This window comes from Microcoleus sp. BROC3 (genome assembly GCF_036702515.1).
Lineage (GTDB): Bacteria > Cyanobacteriota > Cyanobacteriia > Cyanobacteriales > Microcoleaceae > Microcoleus.
This window is the reverse complement of record NZ_JAUBTQ010000056.1, coordinates 28,986-44,797: the sequence shown is the minus strand read 5'-3', so window position 1 is coordinate 44,797 and position 15,812 is coordinate 28,986. Positions and strand designations below refer to the sequence as shown.

14 protein-coding genes and 1 pseudogene are annotated in these 15,812 nt (G+C 46.7%); 12 read left to right on the top strand and 3 right to left on the bottom strand.

Annotation, left to right across the window (positions count from 1 at the left end; translation table 11 throughout):
• Nucleotides 1-276, top strand: a pseudogene (locus tag QUB30_RS27140) (photosystem II D2 protein (photosystem q(a) protein)); the annotation flags it as partial.
• A gap of 463 nt (nt 277-739) precedes the next feature.
• On the opposite strand, the gene QUB30_RS27135 reads toward QUB30_RS27140, so the two are convergent.
• Complete coding sequence (locus tag QUB30_RS27135) at nt 740-1,024, bottom strand: hypothetical protein (protein ID WP_333340032.1); 285 nt, start codon at nt 1,022-1,024, stop codon at nt 740-742.
• 518 nt (nt 1,025-1,542) lie between these two features.
• On the opposite strand from QUB30_RS27135, the gene QUB30_RS27130 reads away from it, so the two are divergent.
• The 6 genes from QUB30_RS27130 (at nt 1,543) to QUB30_RS27105 (ending at nt 9,096) form a co-directional block, all read left to right on the top strand.
• Nucleotides 1,543-1,824: a 4a-hydroxytetrahydrobiopterin dehydratase gene (locus QUB30_RS27130; RefSeq protein WP_333340029.1), complete on the top strand. Its 282-nt coding sequence runs from the start codon at nt 1,543-1,545 to the stop codon at nt 1,822-1,824.
• Between the two features lie 159 nt (nt 1,825-1,983).
• Nucleotides 1,984-3,636: an HD domain-containing phosphohydrolase gene (locus tag QUB30_RS27125; RefSeq protein WP_333340027.1), complete on the top strand. Its 1,653-nt coding sequence runs from the start codon at nt 1,984-1,986 to the stop codon at nt 3,634-3,636.
• Nucleotides 3,637-3,928: 292 nt separating this feature from the next.
• Nucleotides 3,929-6,118, top strand: a complete 2,190-nt coding sequence (locus QUB30_RS27120; RefSeq protein WP_333340024.1) for an iron uptake porin — start codon at nt 3,929-3,931, stop codon at nt 6,116-6,118.
• Nucleotides 6,119-6,509: 391 nt separating this feature from the next.
• Complete coding sequence (locus QUB30_RS27115) at nt 6,510-6,950, top strand: Rrf2 family transcriptional regulator (RefSeq protein WP_333044126.1); 441 nt, start codon at nt 6,510-6,512, stop codon at nt 6,948-6,950.
• Between the two features lie 58 nt (nt 6,951-7,008).
• The gene (cysK, locus tag QUB30_RS27110) at nt 7,009-7,971 is read left to right on the top strand and encodes a cysteine synthase A (RefSeq protein ID WP_333340022.1); all 963 of its coding nucleotides are present in this window, start codon (nt 7,009-7,011) and stop codon (nt 7,969-7,971) included.
• 444 nt (nt 7,972-8,415) lie between these two features.
• The gene (locus QUB30_RS27105) at nt 8,416-9,096 is read left to right on the top strand and encodes a J domain-containing protein (RefSeq protein WP_333340019.1); all 681 of its coding nucleotides are present in this window, start codon (nt 8,416-8,418) and stop codon (nt 9,094-9,096) included.
• 123 nt (nt 9,097-9,219) lie between these two features.
• Here the strand turns inward: QUB30_RS27105 and QUB30_RS27100 are convergent, their stop codons facing one another.
• Nucleotides 9,220-10,719 carry a cyclic nucleotide-binding domain-containing protein gene (locus QUB30_RS27100; protein WP_333340016.1) on the bottom strand — a complete coding sequence of 500 codons (1,500 nt, stop codon included), beginning with the start codon at nt 10,717-10,719 and terminating at the stop codon, nt 9,220-9,222.
• 265 nt (nt 10,720-10,984) lie between these two features.
• Here QUB30_RS27100 and QUB30_RS27095 point away from each other — a divergent pair, with 265 nt between their 5' ends.
• Together QUB30_RS27095 and QUB30_RS27090 are read left to right on the top strand one after the other, a co-directional pair.
• Complete coding sequence (locus QUB30_RS27095; RefSeq protein WP_333340013.1) at nt 10,985-11,251, top strand: hypothetical protein; 267 nt, start codon at nt 10,985-10,987, stop codon at nt 11,249-11,251.
• A gap of 48 nt (nt 11,252-11,299) precedes the next feature.
• Nucleotides 11,300-12,172, top strand: coding sequence for a 6-carboxytetrahydropterin synthase (locus tag QUB30_RS27090; RefSeq protein WP_333340010.1), 873 nt, complete (start codon nt 11,300-11,302; stop codon nt 12,170-12,172).
• Between the two features lie 158 nt (nt 12,173-12,330).
• Here QUB30_RS27090 and QUB30_RS27085 read toward each other — a convergent pair whose 3' ends face one another.
• Nucleotides 12,331-12,456 (bottom strand): hypothetical protein, encoded by a 126-nt coding sequence (locus QUB30_RS27085; protein WP_333340007.1) that lies wholly within the window; start codon nt 12,454-12,456, stop codon nt 12,331-12,333.
• Nucleotides 12,457-12,487: 31 nt separating this feature from the next.
• On the opposite strand from QUB30_RS27085, the gene QUB30_RS27080 reads away from it, so the two are divergent.
• The 3 genes from QUB30_RS27080 (at nt 12,488) to QUB30_RS27070 (ending at nt 15,681) form a co-directional block, all read left to right on the top strand.
• Entirely contained in the window at nt 12,488-14,602 is a 2,115-nt protein-coding gene (locus QUB30_RS27080) for a tetratricopeptide repeat protein (protein ID WP_333340004.1), read from the top strand.
• Between the two features lie 326 nt (nt 14,603-14,928).
• Nucleotides 14,929-15,489: a Uma2 family endonuclease gene (locus tag QUB30_RS27075; RefSeq protein ID WP_333340001.1), complete on the top strand. Its 561-nt coding sequence runs from the start codon at nt 14,929-14,931 to the stop codon at nt 15,487-15,489.
• A 12-nt stretch (nt 15,490-15,501) separates the two neighbouring features.
• Nucleotides 15,502-15,681, top strand: coding sequence for a hypothetical protein (locus QUB30_RS27070; RefSeq protein ID WP_333339999.1), 180 nt, complete (start codon nt 15,502-15,504; stop codon nt 15,679-15,681).
• The last annotated feature ends 131 nt before the right edge of the window (nt 15,682-15,812 follow it).

Below are 15,812 nucleotides of genomic sequence, written 5' to 3'. Positions count from 1 at the left end.
TCCAACAAGCGCTGGTTGCACTTCTTCATGCTGTTCGTACCCGTCACAGGCTTGTGGATGAGCTCCATTGGCATCGTTGGTTTAGCATTAAACCTGCGGGCTTATGACTTCGTATCACAAGAATTGCGCGCTGCTGAAGATCCTGAGTTTGAAACGTTCTACACTAAGAACATTCTGCTTAACGAAGGCATTCGTGCTTGGATGGCTCCTACGGACCAACCCCACGAAAACTTTATCTTCCCTGAAGAAGTTCTGCCTCGCGGTAACGCTCTGTAATCAGCGCTAATTTTCAAAATTTCCAACATTTTAAAAGGGTAAGATAAAGCAGTTAAGACTTTACCCTTAATGCTTAAAAAGCTCCTGCCGATCGATCGCCAGGAGCTTTTTAAGCATTAAAAGTCTTGTTACGCCATGGTATAAAAAATAAAAGCAACATACACAGGACTTACGCACAAGTAAGGTAATTATGTGATGGTTCGCGCTCGGCAAAGCAATCCCAAACCACTGCTCGATCGTTATCATGCGTAAGTCCTGATACAGATAAAAACAATGGGTAGACGAAGAACCGCAGCAGCATTAAAAATTGGGATGGAAATTCCATAAAAGCGTGAGGCTGCTAAAATGGCGCCAAAACTCCCTACTACCCAAAAACCTTATAGGCCAAAAGAATGCTCGACTGAAGTATACCTGCCTCAGTAACCGCTCTTAACAGACAAACCTTTAATCCTTTAAAATTGCGTTAATTACCGTAACTGTTGACGTTCTCGGTCGCATTGGCATTGTACCAGCTTGTTAACTCAACAACAGTCAAATTCTGCCTTCGCTCGCTGTGGCAGACTTTCGCTGAATCCGACGACATCGCCACATCTGGCAAACTCGTATCTGCCAAGAAATCGAGCAGCAGCCGCACATTACCCGCTTTACGCCCATCGCCCCAGAGTCCAGCAATCCGCTCAAAATCTCGATCGCCCAATTGCTGTAGAGATCGCTCAAAGACCTTGCAGCAGCAGTAATTTACCCTCATATTGCAAAAATCTCAATTTGCATCCCCCCACTTCTAATTCCTTGTGTTATTCTAATAATTGTGAATACTAGAACGATACTCAGAACGCAAGTTCTTCTGGTAACGCTGGCAATGGCTAGCGCACAAATCATCACCTCAAATCTTGTATTTAGGTGATGTGCGTTCCAATATGAAGCCATTTAGCTAAACCTGGAGGTGATGCCCATGATAGAAAGTAGTAAACGCATGGGTCATCAGATTGGAAACTACCGGCTGTGCGCCGGGGCCGCTCGCTAGCAGTCAGCCGTCGTTTCCAACTGGAAACGACTTCCACGGGGAACCAGGCTGAGCTAGGGATTCTCCCGGCAGTCAGGTTCTAATCTGAAGACCCGCTAGACCGCTCTCACCTCAAATAGTGTTAAATCTTGAGTATTAAAACTTGAGCCTCAACACTATTGGTGAGAGCGGATAGTTTTTGGTAGGATTTTCCGCAGGTGGGCTGTGAATCTGCCATCGCTAATCTCAAAGTAAAATAAATTATGGCTGACCTACTTAACGATACTGAAATTCAAGAGCGCGCCAGTCAATTGTCAGGCTGGACAGTTGAAGGCAAGCAATTGTGGTGTACCCGTTCATTTAAAGATTTTATCGAAGCGATCGCCTTTGTAAATAAGTTGGTAGCCCCCTCAGAAGCGGCAGGACATCACCCCGACATAGAAATCTCCTACAACAAAGTTACAGTTAACTTGACAACCCACGATGCCGGAGGCTTAACTGAGAAAGACTTTGCGCTAGCCCAAGAGATTTCTGCGCTAGATTAAAAGAGTGTCAGTTGACCCAGCAAGATCCCTGCATCCAGCCACAGTCCCCGATCGCGGAAAGCTCGCAAATAAAAAATCGACTTGGGGTTAAAATCGGGTGTGAAAAAGTCGAGAGGCCCAACGTTCAATGTATAAAAGGCTATTCCCCATCATCCGACCATGATCGTATTTGAAAAGCCAGAGTTCAAGAACGAGTCTGCAGCAGCAGAAAAAACCGATCTGATAGAAAAGCTTTTAGATATTGGCGCGGCTCTGTCGAGCGCCCAAGATTTGGGCGACTTGTTAAACTTAATTTTATCCAAAAGTAGGGAAATTACTTACAGCGATGCTGGCAGCGTTTACTTAGTAGATCACAGCGACGAAACATCTAAGCTGCTGTTCAAGGTAGCCCAAAACGCTTCTAAACCGAGACTGTCGTTTAAGGAGTTTGCCCTGCCGCTGACAGACAAAAGCTTGGCGGGATACGTGGCAATTACAGGTCAAAGTTTGAACCTGTCTGATGCCTACGACTTGCCCCCGGCCGTGCCCTACCAGCTAGATACCAGTTTTGACAGGGATATTAATTACCGCACTTGCTCGGTAATGGTACTGCCGATGCAAAACCGACAGGGGGAGACCATCGGTGTACTGCAACTAATCAACCGCAAAACAAAAGCAGATGCGGTGCTGACAGCAGAGAATGCCTGGGAATCGACGCAGCAGTATTCGGAGTGGGAAGAAAGGATAGTTCGCTCGCTCGCTTCTCAAGCAGCAATCTCGATCGAGCGCAATCAACTCCAAGAAAGCATAGAACATTTGTTTGAGGGCTTCGTCAAAGCCTCAGTGCAAGTCATAGAAGCCAGAGACCCCTGTACCTACGGCCATTCAGAACGAGTAGCAGCCCTGACAGTACGCCTGTCAGAAGAAGTAAACACAGTCAGCAGCGGAGGACTGCGCTCTGTTTACTTTAACAACCGCCAAATTCAAGAAATTCGCTACGCCGCCCTGCTGCACGATTTTGGCAAAATCGGAGTGTCAGAAGCAGTTTTGACCAAACAGAAAAAGCTTTACCCCGCACAGCTAGAAATTATTCGCCACCGCTTTGGCTTAGCTCAGCGGACGATGGAAATGGAATGCGTCCAGTCTAAATATAAATACTTGCTGGAGCATTCTGCCTACCGAAAACACCCGAGCGAGGAGCCAGAGTGCGCTCAATGCCTGGAAATCGAACAGCTAGATACTAAGCTAGCAGAGGCGAAAACCCGATTAGCAGAATACTGGGAAGTGCTGCTAGAGGCAAACGAGCCTCACATTTTGGCAGCAGAACCCCTAGCTCAACTGCGAGAGATTTCTCGGCAAACTTACAGAGATATAGACGGGGTAATTAAACCGCTGCTAACCCCAGATGAGATCCTGCAGTTGATGGTGTCGAGGGGCAACCTGACGCCGGAAGAACGATCTGCAATAGAATTCCACGTAACTCACACTTACGAGTTTCTCACTCAAATTCCTTGGACAAAGGATTTAAAAAATGTTCCAGATATTGCCTACGGACATCACGAAAAACTGGACGGCACAGGCTATCCGCGAGGTCTAAACAAGTCAGAAATTCCTATTCAAGCCCAATTGATGACGATAGCCGATATTTACGACGCCCTGACAGCAGGCGATCGACCCTACAAGCGAGCTCTGCGCACAGATGCAGCGATGAAAATTTTGCGGCAAGAAGCAGCTCACCACAAAATCAACGCCGATTTGTTAGAATTGTTCGATGATCGCCAAGTCTTTAGCGTCCTCGGACACAGCTTGGAAGTGAAAGTCGAATCAGCCTAGACGAGTCGGGCGTGCTGTGCTAAAAAGTAAATAGGCGATCGAGCGCTATCAAGTGTAAGCAGTCAAATCAATCGACAGCCAAAGTCTTGTCTGGTTTTGAGGCGGTTGAGTACAGGGTCAAAAAAAGGCTCTCGGCAGCCTCCAGTCACATCTATACACTCGGTCAGCCCGAAAGAATCAAAAGAAAAAGTGAATTTTAGGTCTCTTTTTAGAGTATGCTAGTTGAGCAACGACTGACCACATAGAAGACTAGAAAAGTTTCTCTGTAATCGGTGTGAGGATGAGAGTGAATATGTCGAAATTTTTGTGGAGTTACCTACTAATCAGCCCAGCAGTCTTAGGAGCTACCCTAGTAGTTTCTTCGAGCGCGATGGCAGCAGACGCTCAGCAGGCTGCGGATGCGCTCAAGCCCGCTGCGGCCAAAGCTGAAACCGCTGAAACCTCCGAAGCGAAACTAAATGCTTTAGCTGCTGTTTCCGAAACAACTGCAGCCTCCGAGCCAGTCGAAGAAATTTCCCAAGTCGCTGGCAGCGAAACCCAGGCAGCGATTGCAGATTGGGCCACGACTGCAACTGAAAGTGCGATCGCCGGAGCGAACACAGCCCCCGCAGACGCAAATCCCCAAGCGGCCTCACAACCTACAAGTGAATCTTTAGCCGCAGTTGAGCCAACAGTCGCTCAACCAGTAGAAAATTCTGCCCCGGCAGCCCAACTAGAAAATCCAGCCCCGGCAGCTACGGCTCTCCCAGAGCAAATTGGTGCAGTTCAATTAGAAACTCCAGCCCCGGCAGTGGCAGAGTCGGCAGAACAAAGTTTGCCACAACCGGCTGAATCTGTAGCCCAAACTGCCGCACCACAAGAGCAAAACCCAGCCGCCACATTAGAACAGCTCAACGAGTACAGCAGCGAAGGTGCTGCCGGCGGCGAAACTCAAGGTCAAGTTACCTCAGTATCTCAACTTTCCGACGTGCGGCCCACAGACTGGGCATTCCAAGCACTGCAATCCCTAGTCGAGCGGTACGGTTGTATTGCCGGGTATCCCGACGGCACCTTCCGCGGCAACCGCGCCATGACCCGCTACGAATTCGCAGCCGGTTTAAATGCTTGTTTAGACAAGGTTAGCGAGCTAATTAGAGGAGGCACTGGCAACTTAGCCACCAAAGAAGACTTGGCAGCCCTGCAACGGCTCCAAGAAGAATTTGCAGCGGAACTGGCAACCCTGCGCGGTCGCGTCGATGCTTTGGAAGCTCGGACAGCCGAACTCGAAGCCAATCAATTCTCCACCACTACCAAGCTGACTGGGGAAGCAATTTTTGCCCTCAGCGATGACTTTGGCGGCAACGTTGGCTTGTTTGGCACAGACGAAAGAAGAATTGGCAGCGACAACAACGAAGCTGTCTTCCAACAGCGGGTGCGTCTGAATTTAAACACTAGCTTCACCGGCAGAGACTTGCTGCTGACCAGGCTTCAAGTCGGCAACGGTCGCAACTTCAACCTTGGGGCTACCAGCGAAGGCACTCAAACTTGGAATGTAGTTGGCAGAACAGACAACGTTGTTGCACTAGACAGCTTGCTGTACAAGTTTCCACTCAGCGCGCGGACGAACGTTACCATTGCAGCTAACGCTGGCGTTTGGGACGACATTATGCCGACTGTCAACCCTTACTTTGAAGACTTTGACGGCGGCAACGGATCGCTGAGCGCCTTTGGACAGCGCAACCCAATTTACCGCTTGGGCGGTGGCGCGGGTATCGGCTTTGACTATGCCTTCGGCGGCAGGGGCTTGCTGGGTGGCGTGTTCGGCCCGACTTCTCTGTCCTTCGGCTATTTGGCCTCAAATGCAGCCAGTCCTAGCAGGGGCGCGGGCTTGTTCAACGGCGACTACGCGGCGATGGGCCAGTTGACTTTTACCCCCGGACGCAACTTACAAATTGCTTTCAACTACAACCACGGTTACTTTAGCCGAGGTAACTTCGGGTTTGACAACGGCTTGGGGAATGGAGCCGAGAATCTCGGCGGTTTCACGGGTACCGGCGTGGCTAATTCGATCAACGGTTTGACTGAAGGCCCTAACGCTCGCAAAGTTGTTAGCAACTCCTACGGCGCTCAGGCTTCGTTGCGGCTGAGCCCGAGGTTTATCCTTGGCGGCTGGGCTGGTTTAACCAATGCCCGCATTATCGGCACCGGTGATGCGAGAATTTGGAACTACGCTGTCACTTTGGCTTTGCCCGATTTAGGGAAAGAAGGCAACTTGCTAGGGATTGTGGTAGGTCGTGAGCCTTACTTGGATAAACTTGAGGCTCCGAGGAGTTTGCGGAGCTTCCGCAACGATGATTCCTATCACGTCGAAGGTTTCTACAAGTACCAGCTCACCGATAACATTTCTCTGACTCCTGGCGTCATTTGGATTACCAACCCCAATCAAAACGACGGTAACGACGACATCATTATTGGTACTCTGAGAACTACTTTCACGTTCTAAGAGCGGGTTAGAGCAGGCAAGGCGGGTCATACCGTCTCTGCTTGCAACTCTGCCAAATTTAGCCCTGCCTGCCGCAGGGCTTTTTTGTGTGCCGGACGCCTAGGGTACCGACAATCTATTAAAAATTAAAAATTATCAGTCACAGACGCAAAAAAACAGTTTCTTTAGGTAATTGCGTCATGGAACGGGAGAAAGTGGAAATGAAAAACCGGGTTTCACAGAAGGGAGAGTGCGCAGCATCCCAAGTCTGAATTCAGGAAAGTCGATTAAGTTTAGTGGAAAACCGGGGTATAATAGAAGGTAAAGTTAGGAGTTACAATTCGGAACTCAACATTGAGGAGAATTTTAACATCTGACTTCGGAGTAGATAATTCTGATATTTGAAGCAATTATGGTAGAACTCTCCTGTAAAAGCGAATACGCAATCTTAGCTTTGCTGGAGCTGGCCGATTGCTACGAGGAAGGCGAGCCTCTGCAAATTCGCCAGATAGCGGCTCAGCAAAATATTCCCGATCGATATTTAGAGCAGTTGCTCGCTACCATGAGACGCTGCGGGCTGATTCGCAGCCAGCGAGGTGCTAAGGGAGGTTATATTTTGGCGAGGGAACCTTGGAAAATTACACTCCTAGAAATTATCAACTGTCTCGAAGGCTCAGAGTTCGATCGAGCTGAAAAAGACTCGCCTGCTCAAACTGTAGAAAGTGCGGTGATTTGGGAAGTTTGGCAAGAAGCCCGATCGATTGCCAACTCAGTTTTGCAAAAATACACGCTACAGGATCTGTGCGAAAAGCGCAATGGCAGACGGCAGCTCGATATCATGTATTACATCTAGTTAAAATATTGCCAACTAGGAATTAACATTTACTTTCAACCACAAACTGACAAAGATTATGCGTATTGCTGGCGACATTACAGAATTGGTAGGGCGGACGCCCTTGGTGCAACTCAACCGCATTCCCCAAGCTGAAGGCTGCTTGGCTCGGATTGTGGTAAAACTCGAAGGCATGAATCCGGCAGCATCGGTGAAAGACCGCATCGGTGTCAATATGGTCAATCAAGCAGAGGCCGAAGGGCTGATTAGTCCAGGCAAAACGGTTTTAGTGGAACCGACTTCTGGCAATACCGGAATTGCTCTAGCAATGGTGGCGGCGGCTAAGGGCTACCAGTTGATTTTGACGATGCCGGATACGATGAGCACGGAACGCCGATCGATGCTGCGAGCTTACGGAGCCCAATTAGAACTGACTCCCGGAATTGAGGGCATGAGCGGCTGCATCCGCCGCGCTCAAGAGATTGTGGACAAAACTCCAAATGCGTATATGTTGCAGCAGTTTCGGAATCCAGCGAACCCGCAGGTTCACCGTTCGACAACGGCTGAGGAAATTTGGGAAGATACAGACGGGGAGGTGGATTTCCTGATTTCGGGAGTCGGCACTGGCGGTACGATTACGGGTGTCGCAGAGGTGATTAAGTCGCGGAAACCCGAGTTTAAGGCGATCGCCGTTGAGCCGGCCAACAGTCAGGTACTGTCGGGCGGAAAGCCAGGGCCTCACAAAATTCAAGGTATCGGTGCTGGTTTTGTGCCGCCGGTGCTGAATGTGGATTCGATCGACGAAATTATAATTGTTACGGATGACGAGGCGATCGCCTACGGCCGCCGCTTGGCCAGAGAAGAAGGACTTTTGTCCGGTATTTCCAGCGGTGCGGCACTATGTGCAGCCGTGAAAGTCGGCAAGCGTCCCGAAAATGCAGGGAAATTGATTGTGATGATTCAGCCTAGCTTCGGCGAACGCTATCTCAGCACTCCCTTGTTCCAAGATCCAGAACTCAATTTGGCGATGGCGCTCAACTAGGTCAGCCTCCGGCCAAGTTGCAGCAACACAGAGCAGGGCGTACAGTGTACGCCCTGCTTGGCTTTTTAGATTAAAGAATGGCGGTAGATTCTAGCTTCCTCGATCGCGAATGATGCCGAATTTCTGAATGTGCTTTTTTTTGAACCGCTTTCGGCGTGTTAGCGAACCGGGTGCTGAGCGCTCTTGTGGCGAAGGAAGACAAAAGAAAAGAAGGAGCTAACTGTTGGCGGGAGCAGCGCTATAGGAGTCCTCAATGTCGATCGGCTTGCCACTTCAAAAGCATCAATCTTTTTCTAAAATAGATTTATGATAAGTTGAAAACTGACGTTTTCAACTTACACTTTTTGGCATTTATATCAGATAAATACCTAATAAATTAGCAAAAAATGATATTTTTGTCAAGCAATTTTTCACATATTATCCAGATTTCAAGGAAATAACAGCGTGTCTTCCGTTATCAATCACTACAAAACCCTAAAGATTAGCCCAACCGCAACACAAGCCGAGATTAAACAAGCATACCGCCGTTTAGTCAAATTATTTCATCCAGACAGCCGCAGCGACACAGCGGGTCACGAAGAAATTGTCCGCCTCAATGCAGCCTATGAAATATTAGGAGATGCCCAGCACAGACAATCATACGATCGCCAACTTTCCGAGCAAACCGAACAGCAATCACCAGCCGCACCAAACGTCAGCCGCCAGCAAACACAAACAGCAAGGGACGCGGATGAACTAATGGAACAGTGGCTGATTAAAGTATACAAACCAGTCAATAGAATGCTCAACAGCATCTTGAAGCCGCTTAAAAAAGAAATAGACGAATTGTCAGCAGATCCGTTTGATGACGAACTGATAGAAAAGTTTCAACTTTATATCGAAACCAGCCGCGAGTTCCTCAAAAAAGCTCATAACTTTCTTACATCAATGCCCAATCCATCTAATGTAGCCGGAGTTGCGGCTCATCTCTACTACTGTATCAATCAAGTCGGAGACGGCATAGAAGAATTGCAGCTATTTACCCTCAATTATGACGATCGCCACTTGCACACCGGTCAAGAACTGTTTAGAATTGCCGCTAGACTGCGGCGGGAAGCGCAGGATGAATTAAAAATTAAAAGTTAAAAAAGCAGATTCTTCCCTCTTCCTTCTTTTTTCTTCCTTCTTCTTCCTTCCTTCTTCCTTCTTCCTGACATCTGTTACATCCGTGACATCCGTCGAGCGAATCCGTTGCCGAACTTCCCTCTTTCAAATTCCAAAAAGAACTTGAATTCGCTTGCGAATTTTAATAAAAGGAGTTTGTTCCAGAGAGTCGCCATCTAACAATCCCAAATCTCTCAAAGCTTGCTGGCGTTCCGACAATTTTTGAGCAATCTGATCGGCTAAATTGGGTTGTTCTCTTAAAAGTTTTTGCAAATCGTGACGTTCCACCACAAACAAAATTGCATCTTCGCTAGTTTTAACAGTCGCCGTTCTCGGAGTACCCAACAGCAAAGATATTTCCCCAAAAAACTCGCCCTCGTGAAGCGTAGCAATATACTGACCGGCTTTTTGAGAAAGAACTTCTACAGTACCTGAAAGAATAATATAAAAAGAATTGCCAGGATCATTTTCCTTACATACCACCTGTCCCGCTGGAAACAGTTGTCGGTAGCCGTATTCAATTAACTGCCGCAGTTCTAAATCCGTACACTGTTCAAAATAAGTTACCCGCCGCAACAAATCTCGCAGCGTCCAATTATTAGGGGATTTAGGTGCTGAATTTTTAGGTTCAGGAAGGTTGGAATTAGATTTTAAATCTGCAGAATGTTTGGCATTCTGCGGAAAAACTTTTCCGTTGGAATTATCGTCTTTGTTATTGTGAAAAAGTTGAGTTAACTCTTGCGGGTTTCGCAGCCACAAATCCCGCTGGGGAAAGGGAATTTCTATATTTCGGTGGCGCAATTCGTAATCTATTAAAAAATTTACCGCGCTTTTAATAGCATCGCTTTCCTGCGGCTGGTCAATCCAAACTAAAAGTTCAAAATTTAAAGCGTTATCTCCAAAACCGTGAAACCATACTTTAGGAGAAGGATGGGACAAGACATTCGATTCCATCCGCGCCGCAATTAACAGCGCTTCCGTAACTATTACTGGGTCAGATCCGTAAGCAACGCCGATGGGGATGTGGAGGCGACATCTGGGGTCTCTGTAACTCCAGTTAATAATATTAGTTTCGACAAACTTAATATTTGGTATGATTACAAATAGACCGTCAATTGTTTTAATAATTGTAGAGCGGATAGAAATTGTTTCTACTGTTCCTAATAACTTGTCTATTTCAATAAAGTCTCCGACTCTAATTTGGTGCTCGAATAGCAGGGTGAGCCCGCTGATAAAGTTACTGGCGAGATTTTGCAAGCCGAAGCCGAAACCAATGCCGACAACCCCAGCTAAGACGGTGAGAGAAGTGAGGTTGATCCCGGAACCTTGCAGGACGAATATACAGCCAATAGTGGCTAAAATATAGCTAATGATCGTAGAAATTGCTTCTCGACTGCCGCGATCCAATCCCATCCGAACTAGCAGGCTGCGCTTGATTCCTTCACTGATAATCTTAGCTATAATCAAGGCAAATATAGCTAAAATTATCAGTTTGACGATCGCACTGATGGACAGATGAGTGTCCCCGATATAAAATAGCGGGGTTGTCATCGCACCCGATAAATGTTCAAAAAAGCGATCGGCTCGTGCAGTAATCGAATTCATTAATATTTGGTAATGGGTAATTGGTGATTGATAATGGGTGATATCAATTCCGGTTGCACCGGAATTATTGTTGACTGTTGACTGTTGACTGTTAACTGTTAACTGTCACTCGAAAAACTGAATGATAGCTGAGTATTGACTGTTGATTCGATTTTACGCCCGACGATGCTAGCGGAGTTGATATGATTAGTTTTAAGCGCAACTGAACCGCAAACTGCTCATTATTGCAGAGCTTAGGTGAAAAACTCGAACTGTGGAGTGTCGTGTGTGGCAAAAAAGGTCGATTTCCTTCGGAATAGCTCAGCTTCACCCACTCTCTCAAAGACTCGTAACTGATGGGTTAGTAACAGATGGCGAGAAACTGTTTTGTAGCGGTATTTTCTGCCAGATATCTGTGTTGTGGCGTAAAATGGGCCCTGCGGCTCGATCGACGATCGGCGACTTGTGGCCAATATTTGGAAAATTGGTAGAAATTCATTTACAGCACCCTCAAATAATCGAAAAATTCCAGCAAAAATTAGTTTATCCTTAAGAAGTAAGTCCTTTACAGAACTTAACAAGCTTACCCTACTTGACTTTTATGCAGTGCATCATCAATCGTCGGGCACAGTTTTCGGCGAGTCACCGGTACTGGCTGCCGGAGTTAAGCGAAGCCGAGAACTTTGAACGGTTTGGCCCAACTGCCCGCGCACCGGGACACGGACACAATTACGTCCTTTACGTTTCCATGATAGGCGAACTCGACGAGTACGGCATGGTACTCAACCTGTCTGATGTCAAGCACGTCATCAAGCGAGAAGTTATCAAGGATCTCGATTTTTCCTTTCTCAACGAAGCGTGGCCGGAATTTGAGCAGACTCTGCCAACTACCGAAAACATAGCACGGCAAATTTGGCTGCGGCTAGCCCCTCATTTACCTGTGAGCAAAATTCAATTGTTTGAACATCCCGAACTTTGGGCTGAATATTTAGGAAACGGAATGGAAGCTTATCTAACTTTGTCCACTCATTTTAGCGCCGCCCATCGGTTGGCTCGTCCCGATTTGAGCTTTGAAGAAAACTCGGAAATTTACGGCAAATGTGCTCGGCCCAACGGTCACGGTCACAATTATCATTTAGAGGTGACTGTTAAAGGGGAAATTGATGCGCGGACTGGCATGATTGCTGATTTGGGAGCTTTGCAAAAAGCCGTTGACGATTATGTTGTTGAACCTTTCGATCACACTTTTTTAAATAAGGATATTGCTTATTTTGAGAACGTTGTGCCGACTGCGGAGAATATTGCAGTTCGGATCGGGCAATTGTTGCGATCGCCAGTTCGGGAATTGGGCGCAGAGTTGCACAAGATTAAGCTGATTGAAAGTCCGAATAATAGCTGTGAAATTTTCGGTGCTGATTTAGAGGAAGTGGCGGCTGAACGTCAGCAGCCGGAAGCGGTTTTAGCTAAGGTTTAGATTTAAAAATCGCATCGTTTGGGGCGGGTTCACGCGGATAGTTGGCTAATTGTGCAGATTGGTGAAGCCCGCCCTACCAGCCTAATGATGATTCCGAGAGTTATCCAACCCCAAGAGGCGCGAGAATATATTCTTTCATCAAAGTTACACAGCCAGAATTACTGGCAGTTTTCCTGAAAAGTCAGACTCCGCGCGTATTTTTGAGATAGTAAGTCAGCATTCCTCATGTCAGCTATTCTAACTGCTGAGACGATGAGGTCGATCGCCCGATCGCTGACAATCAAGCACTAATTTCTCCTAAATGAGTTGACGTTTATGCGCGTCTCAAATGTAGCTCTCTTGACTCTGGCTGCCCTCGCATCCCACAATTTAACTGCTAATACTAGCGCCAATCCTGCTGCACATCCTATTTCTCCTGAGACACCGCAAGCTAGCCACTTTGTTGATGCCGTAAATAATACTGAATCGCGTCGGGCTGAGTCAATTAGCGAGCCTGAGACGATCGCCCACGAACAATTTTCCTCAAATACTACCGTATCCCGTCGGGCTGAGTCAATTAGCGAGCCTGAGACGATCGCTCACGAACAATTTTCCCCGCGAATTGCGGTAAAATCGCCCACAGGTTTGCTGGTAGCGGCCGCTCAACCCGATTTATCTGCTAATGCAAAAACCAAGGCGAATACTCCTGCTGCATCCGGCGATGAACTAACAAAATCTTTACAAGAAACCTGGCTGGCTAAATTAATCGAAACCGGGGTTGAAAGCAATCCTCAAGTTCGCGAGGTTGTCGCTTTTATCTCCCCGTCTAGTGGCAGTGCTGAATCTGGATATGGTTTTAATAGTACCATAACTCTGCTCAATATTTTACTAATTCTTGGTACGATATTTCCACCGGTGACAATTGCATTTTTTTGGATGATGCGACGGCTGATAATCAAACAGTTGGTTGCTGATGCCAATAAACGATTGCAGGGCATTGGTGTATTGGAATCCGAGCTCATAAATTCTAGCCAACTGACTCAAAAGTTGAGGGATGAATTAGAAGCGCAAATGGGTGCAGCTAAACAATCCCTTGATTTTTTAACTAGAGAAACTGAACTTTCCAAATCTTCCGTCGAGCAAATTGAGACTCTAAAATCTCAATTTATCATGCACCTGCAAGTTTTGCTGAAAGAAGTTGACGAGAAAAAATCTCAAATTGTTCAAGAAATTTCCCAAGTTCCCGCAGTTGTTGCCAAAGAAGCTCTCAAAATCGCACCTCAACCGGCCTTAAACAATTCCCAAAATTCTCAAACTGCACCTGCTAGCAACGAAAATTTGATTGCTGACGATTATATCAAGCAAGCCGAAGGGCTTTATTTTCAAGGCAATTATGATGAGGCATTAGTCTGCTTGGAAAAAGCTATTTTAGCTAATAATAATTTGGATGAGGCTTGGTATTGGCGCGGAAATGTGTTAATAAAATTGCAGCGCCCGGAAGAAGCACTCGCCTGTTACGACCAAGCAATATCTATTAAACCGGATAACTACGAATTGTGGTATAATAAAGCGCATTTGCTAGGCAAATTGCACAGGTACGAAGAGGCGATCGCCTGTTACGAGCGAGCAAGTTCGAGCGAATCTCGAAAATACGGTTGTTGGCACAGTATAGCGGCTTTGTTGGGTCAATTGCAGCATTACGAAGAAGCGATCGCCAGTTACGATCGCGCCCTCGCTATCAAAGCAACCGACAGCGAAATTTGGCACAACCGAGGTGCGATGCTGGGCAAAATACAGCAGTACGCAGCAGCAGTTGATTCTTACGATCGCGCTCTTGAACTCAATTCCAAGAGATACGAAACTTGGTACAATCGAGGCAATATGCTGTGGAGACTCCTCCGCTACAGCGATGCTATTGATTCTTACGATCGGGCGATCGGCATCCGGCCCGAAAAATACGAAGTTTGGTACAATAGAGCCGCTGTGCTCGGAAAAATGCAGCGATATCAAGAATCGATCGAATCCTACGACAAAGCAATAGCCCTTAAACCGGAGGATTTTGAAGTGTGGCACAACCGAGGCGTAGCTTTCGACAAACTGTCGCAGCACGAAGCAGCAATTGCCTCTTACGAATCAGCAATTACCCTTAATTCGGAGTGTTACGAAGCTTGGTTTGGTAAAGGTGAATCTTTAGCCAAATTGCAGCGCCATGAAGAAGCGATCGCAGCTTATGAGAAAGCGATTGCTATTAAGCCCGACTCCTACGATGCTTGGCGTCATCTGGGGATAGTCTTGTCTGAATTAAAGCGGTATGAGGAAGCAATGGCAGCTTACGATCGAGCTATTGCCATCAAGCCTGACAATGCGGAAGCTTGGCGCGATCGAGGCGCAATTGTATCAGAATTAAAGCACGATACAGACAAAATTGACTCCGCCGAAAAAGAGACTTAAATTCAGTTAAAATCCGGTGGTTCAAAATTCATAAGTGTCAGGTAATCGGGAAGCGCACCTTACTTTTAAGTTAGTAATGGATGAGAATATGTTGCCTGTATATCGAGTTAAAATTTTGCAACAACACTCAAATTTAACTGTATTAATAGTTGGTTCAGAACCATGCCTACAGTTATTTACGAGGATTTAAACAGACTTGATGGCGGGCATTTAAATGCTTTTTGTCTAAGGTTTGTCATCTAAACTTTTCTTCTTTTTGCCGCTCCGTTTGGGGCGGTTTTTTTTATGGTAAATTTAGGTAAGCTGCAAACAAGGAGAATAGTTATATGTCTGTTCAGCTTCAAAAACGGTTATTTACAGTAAAAGAATATCATTTGATGACTGAGGCGGGTATTCTCTCCGAGGGCGATCGGGTAGAACTAATAGAAGGAGAGATTGTTAAAATGGCTGCAATTGGTACTCGTCACGCAAGTTCTGTTAAGCGTCTCACCAGGCGCTTCAGCCTCATTCCAGAAGATCGGGCCACTCTGGGTGTCCAAGACCCTATCCAGTTGACTGAGCGGACTGAACCTCAACCGGATGTTGTATTGCTGCAACCTCGCGCTGACTACTACGCCACAGCCCATCCAGTACCGTCTGAAGTTTTGCTGTTAGTTGAGGTTTCAGATAGTACGGTTGATTATGACAGAGATGTGAAAGTATCCATTTACGCTCGATCGCTCATTCAGGAAGTTTGGCTGGTAGATTTAGTTGAAAATTGTTTGGAAGTCTACCGTCAGCCAGGCCCGAACGGTTATAGTTTAATGCTCAAGTTTTGGCGCGGTCAACAAGTTGCGCCGCTGGCTTTTCCCGAGTTTGTAGTGAGTGTTGATTTTATATTGGGTTAGTATGAATAAGTAATGGCAGCTTACGATCGAGCGATCGCCATTAAGCCTGAAAATGCGGAAGCTTGGCGCGATAGCGGCGCAGTTGTATCGGAATTAAAACAGGATACAGACAAAATTGACTCCGGGGAATCTGATATTACAAATGCCTCAGATAGCAAGGTGGAGCAACCTAAGTCAGCAGGTTTGATGTAAGGACTGATTATTACATAGCACTTTTCAGTAAAATCAGGTACGCCTGGGAATTGGAATGCGATCGGGGCGTACCTCACTTATTTGAGAATCGGTATAGTTTCTCTTCGGTTTCAAGTTAATCAGTGCTGCCA

Bases quoted from the DNA above. Each gene is read 5' to 3' on its own strand.
- QUB30_RS27135 (WP_333340032.1), bottom strand. From the start codon at position 1,024: ATGAGGGTAAATTACTGCTGCTGCAAGGTCTTTGAGCGATCTCTACAG.
- QUB30_RS27130 (WP_333340029.1), top strand. From the start codon at position 1,543: ATGGCTGACCTACTTAACGATACTGAAATTCAAGAGCGCGCCAGTCAA.
- QUB30_RS27125 (WP_333340027.1), top strand. From the start codon at position 1,984: ATGATCGTATTTGAAAAGCCAGAGTTCAAGAACGAGTCTGCAGCAGCA.
- QUB30_RS27120 (WP_333340024.1), top strand. From the start codon at position 3,929: ATGTCGAAATTTTTGTGGAGTTACCTACTAATCAGCCCAGCAGTCTTA.
- QUB30_RS27115 (WP_333044126.1), top strand. From the start codon at position 6,510: ATGGTAGAACTCTCCTGTAAAAGCGAATACGCAATCTTAGCTTTGCTG.
- cysK (WP_333340022.1), top strand. From the start codon at position 7,009: ATGCGTATTGCTGGCGACATTACAGAATTGGTAGGGCGGACGCCCTTG.
- QUB30_RS27100 (WP_333340016.1), bottom strand. From the start codon at position 10,719: ATGAATTCGATTACTGCACGAGCCGATCGCTTTTTTGAACATTTATCG.
- QUB30_RS27090 (WP_333340010.1), top strand. From the start codon at position 11,300: ATGCAGTGCATCATCAATCGTCGGGCACAGTTTTCGGCGAGTCACCGG.
- QUB30_RS27080 (WP_333340004.1), top strand. From the start codon at position 12,488: ATGCGCGTCTCAAATGTAGCTCTCTTGACTCTGGCTGCCCTCGCATCC.
- QUB30_RS27075 (WP_333340001.1), top strand. From the start codon at position 14,929: ATGTCTGTTCAGCTTCAAAAACGGTTATTTACAGTAAAAGAATATCAT.
- QUB30_RS27070 (WP_333339999.1), top strand. From the start codon at position 15,502: ATGGCAGCTTACGATCGAGCGATCGCCATTAAGCCTGAAAATGCGGAA.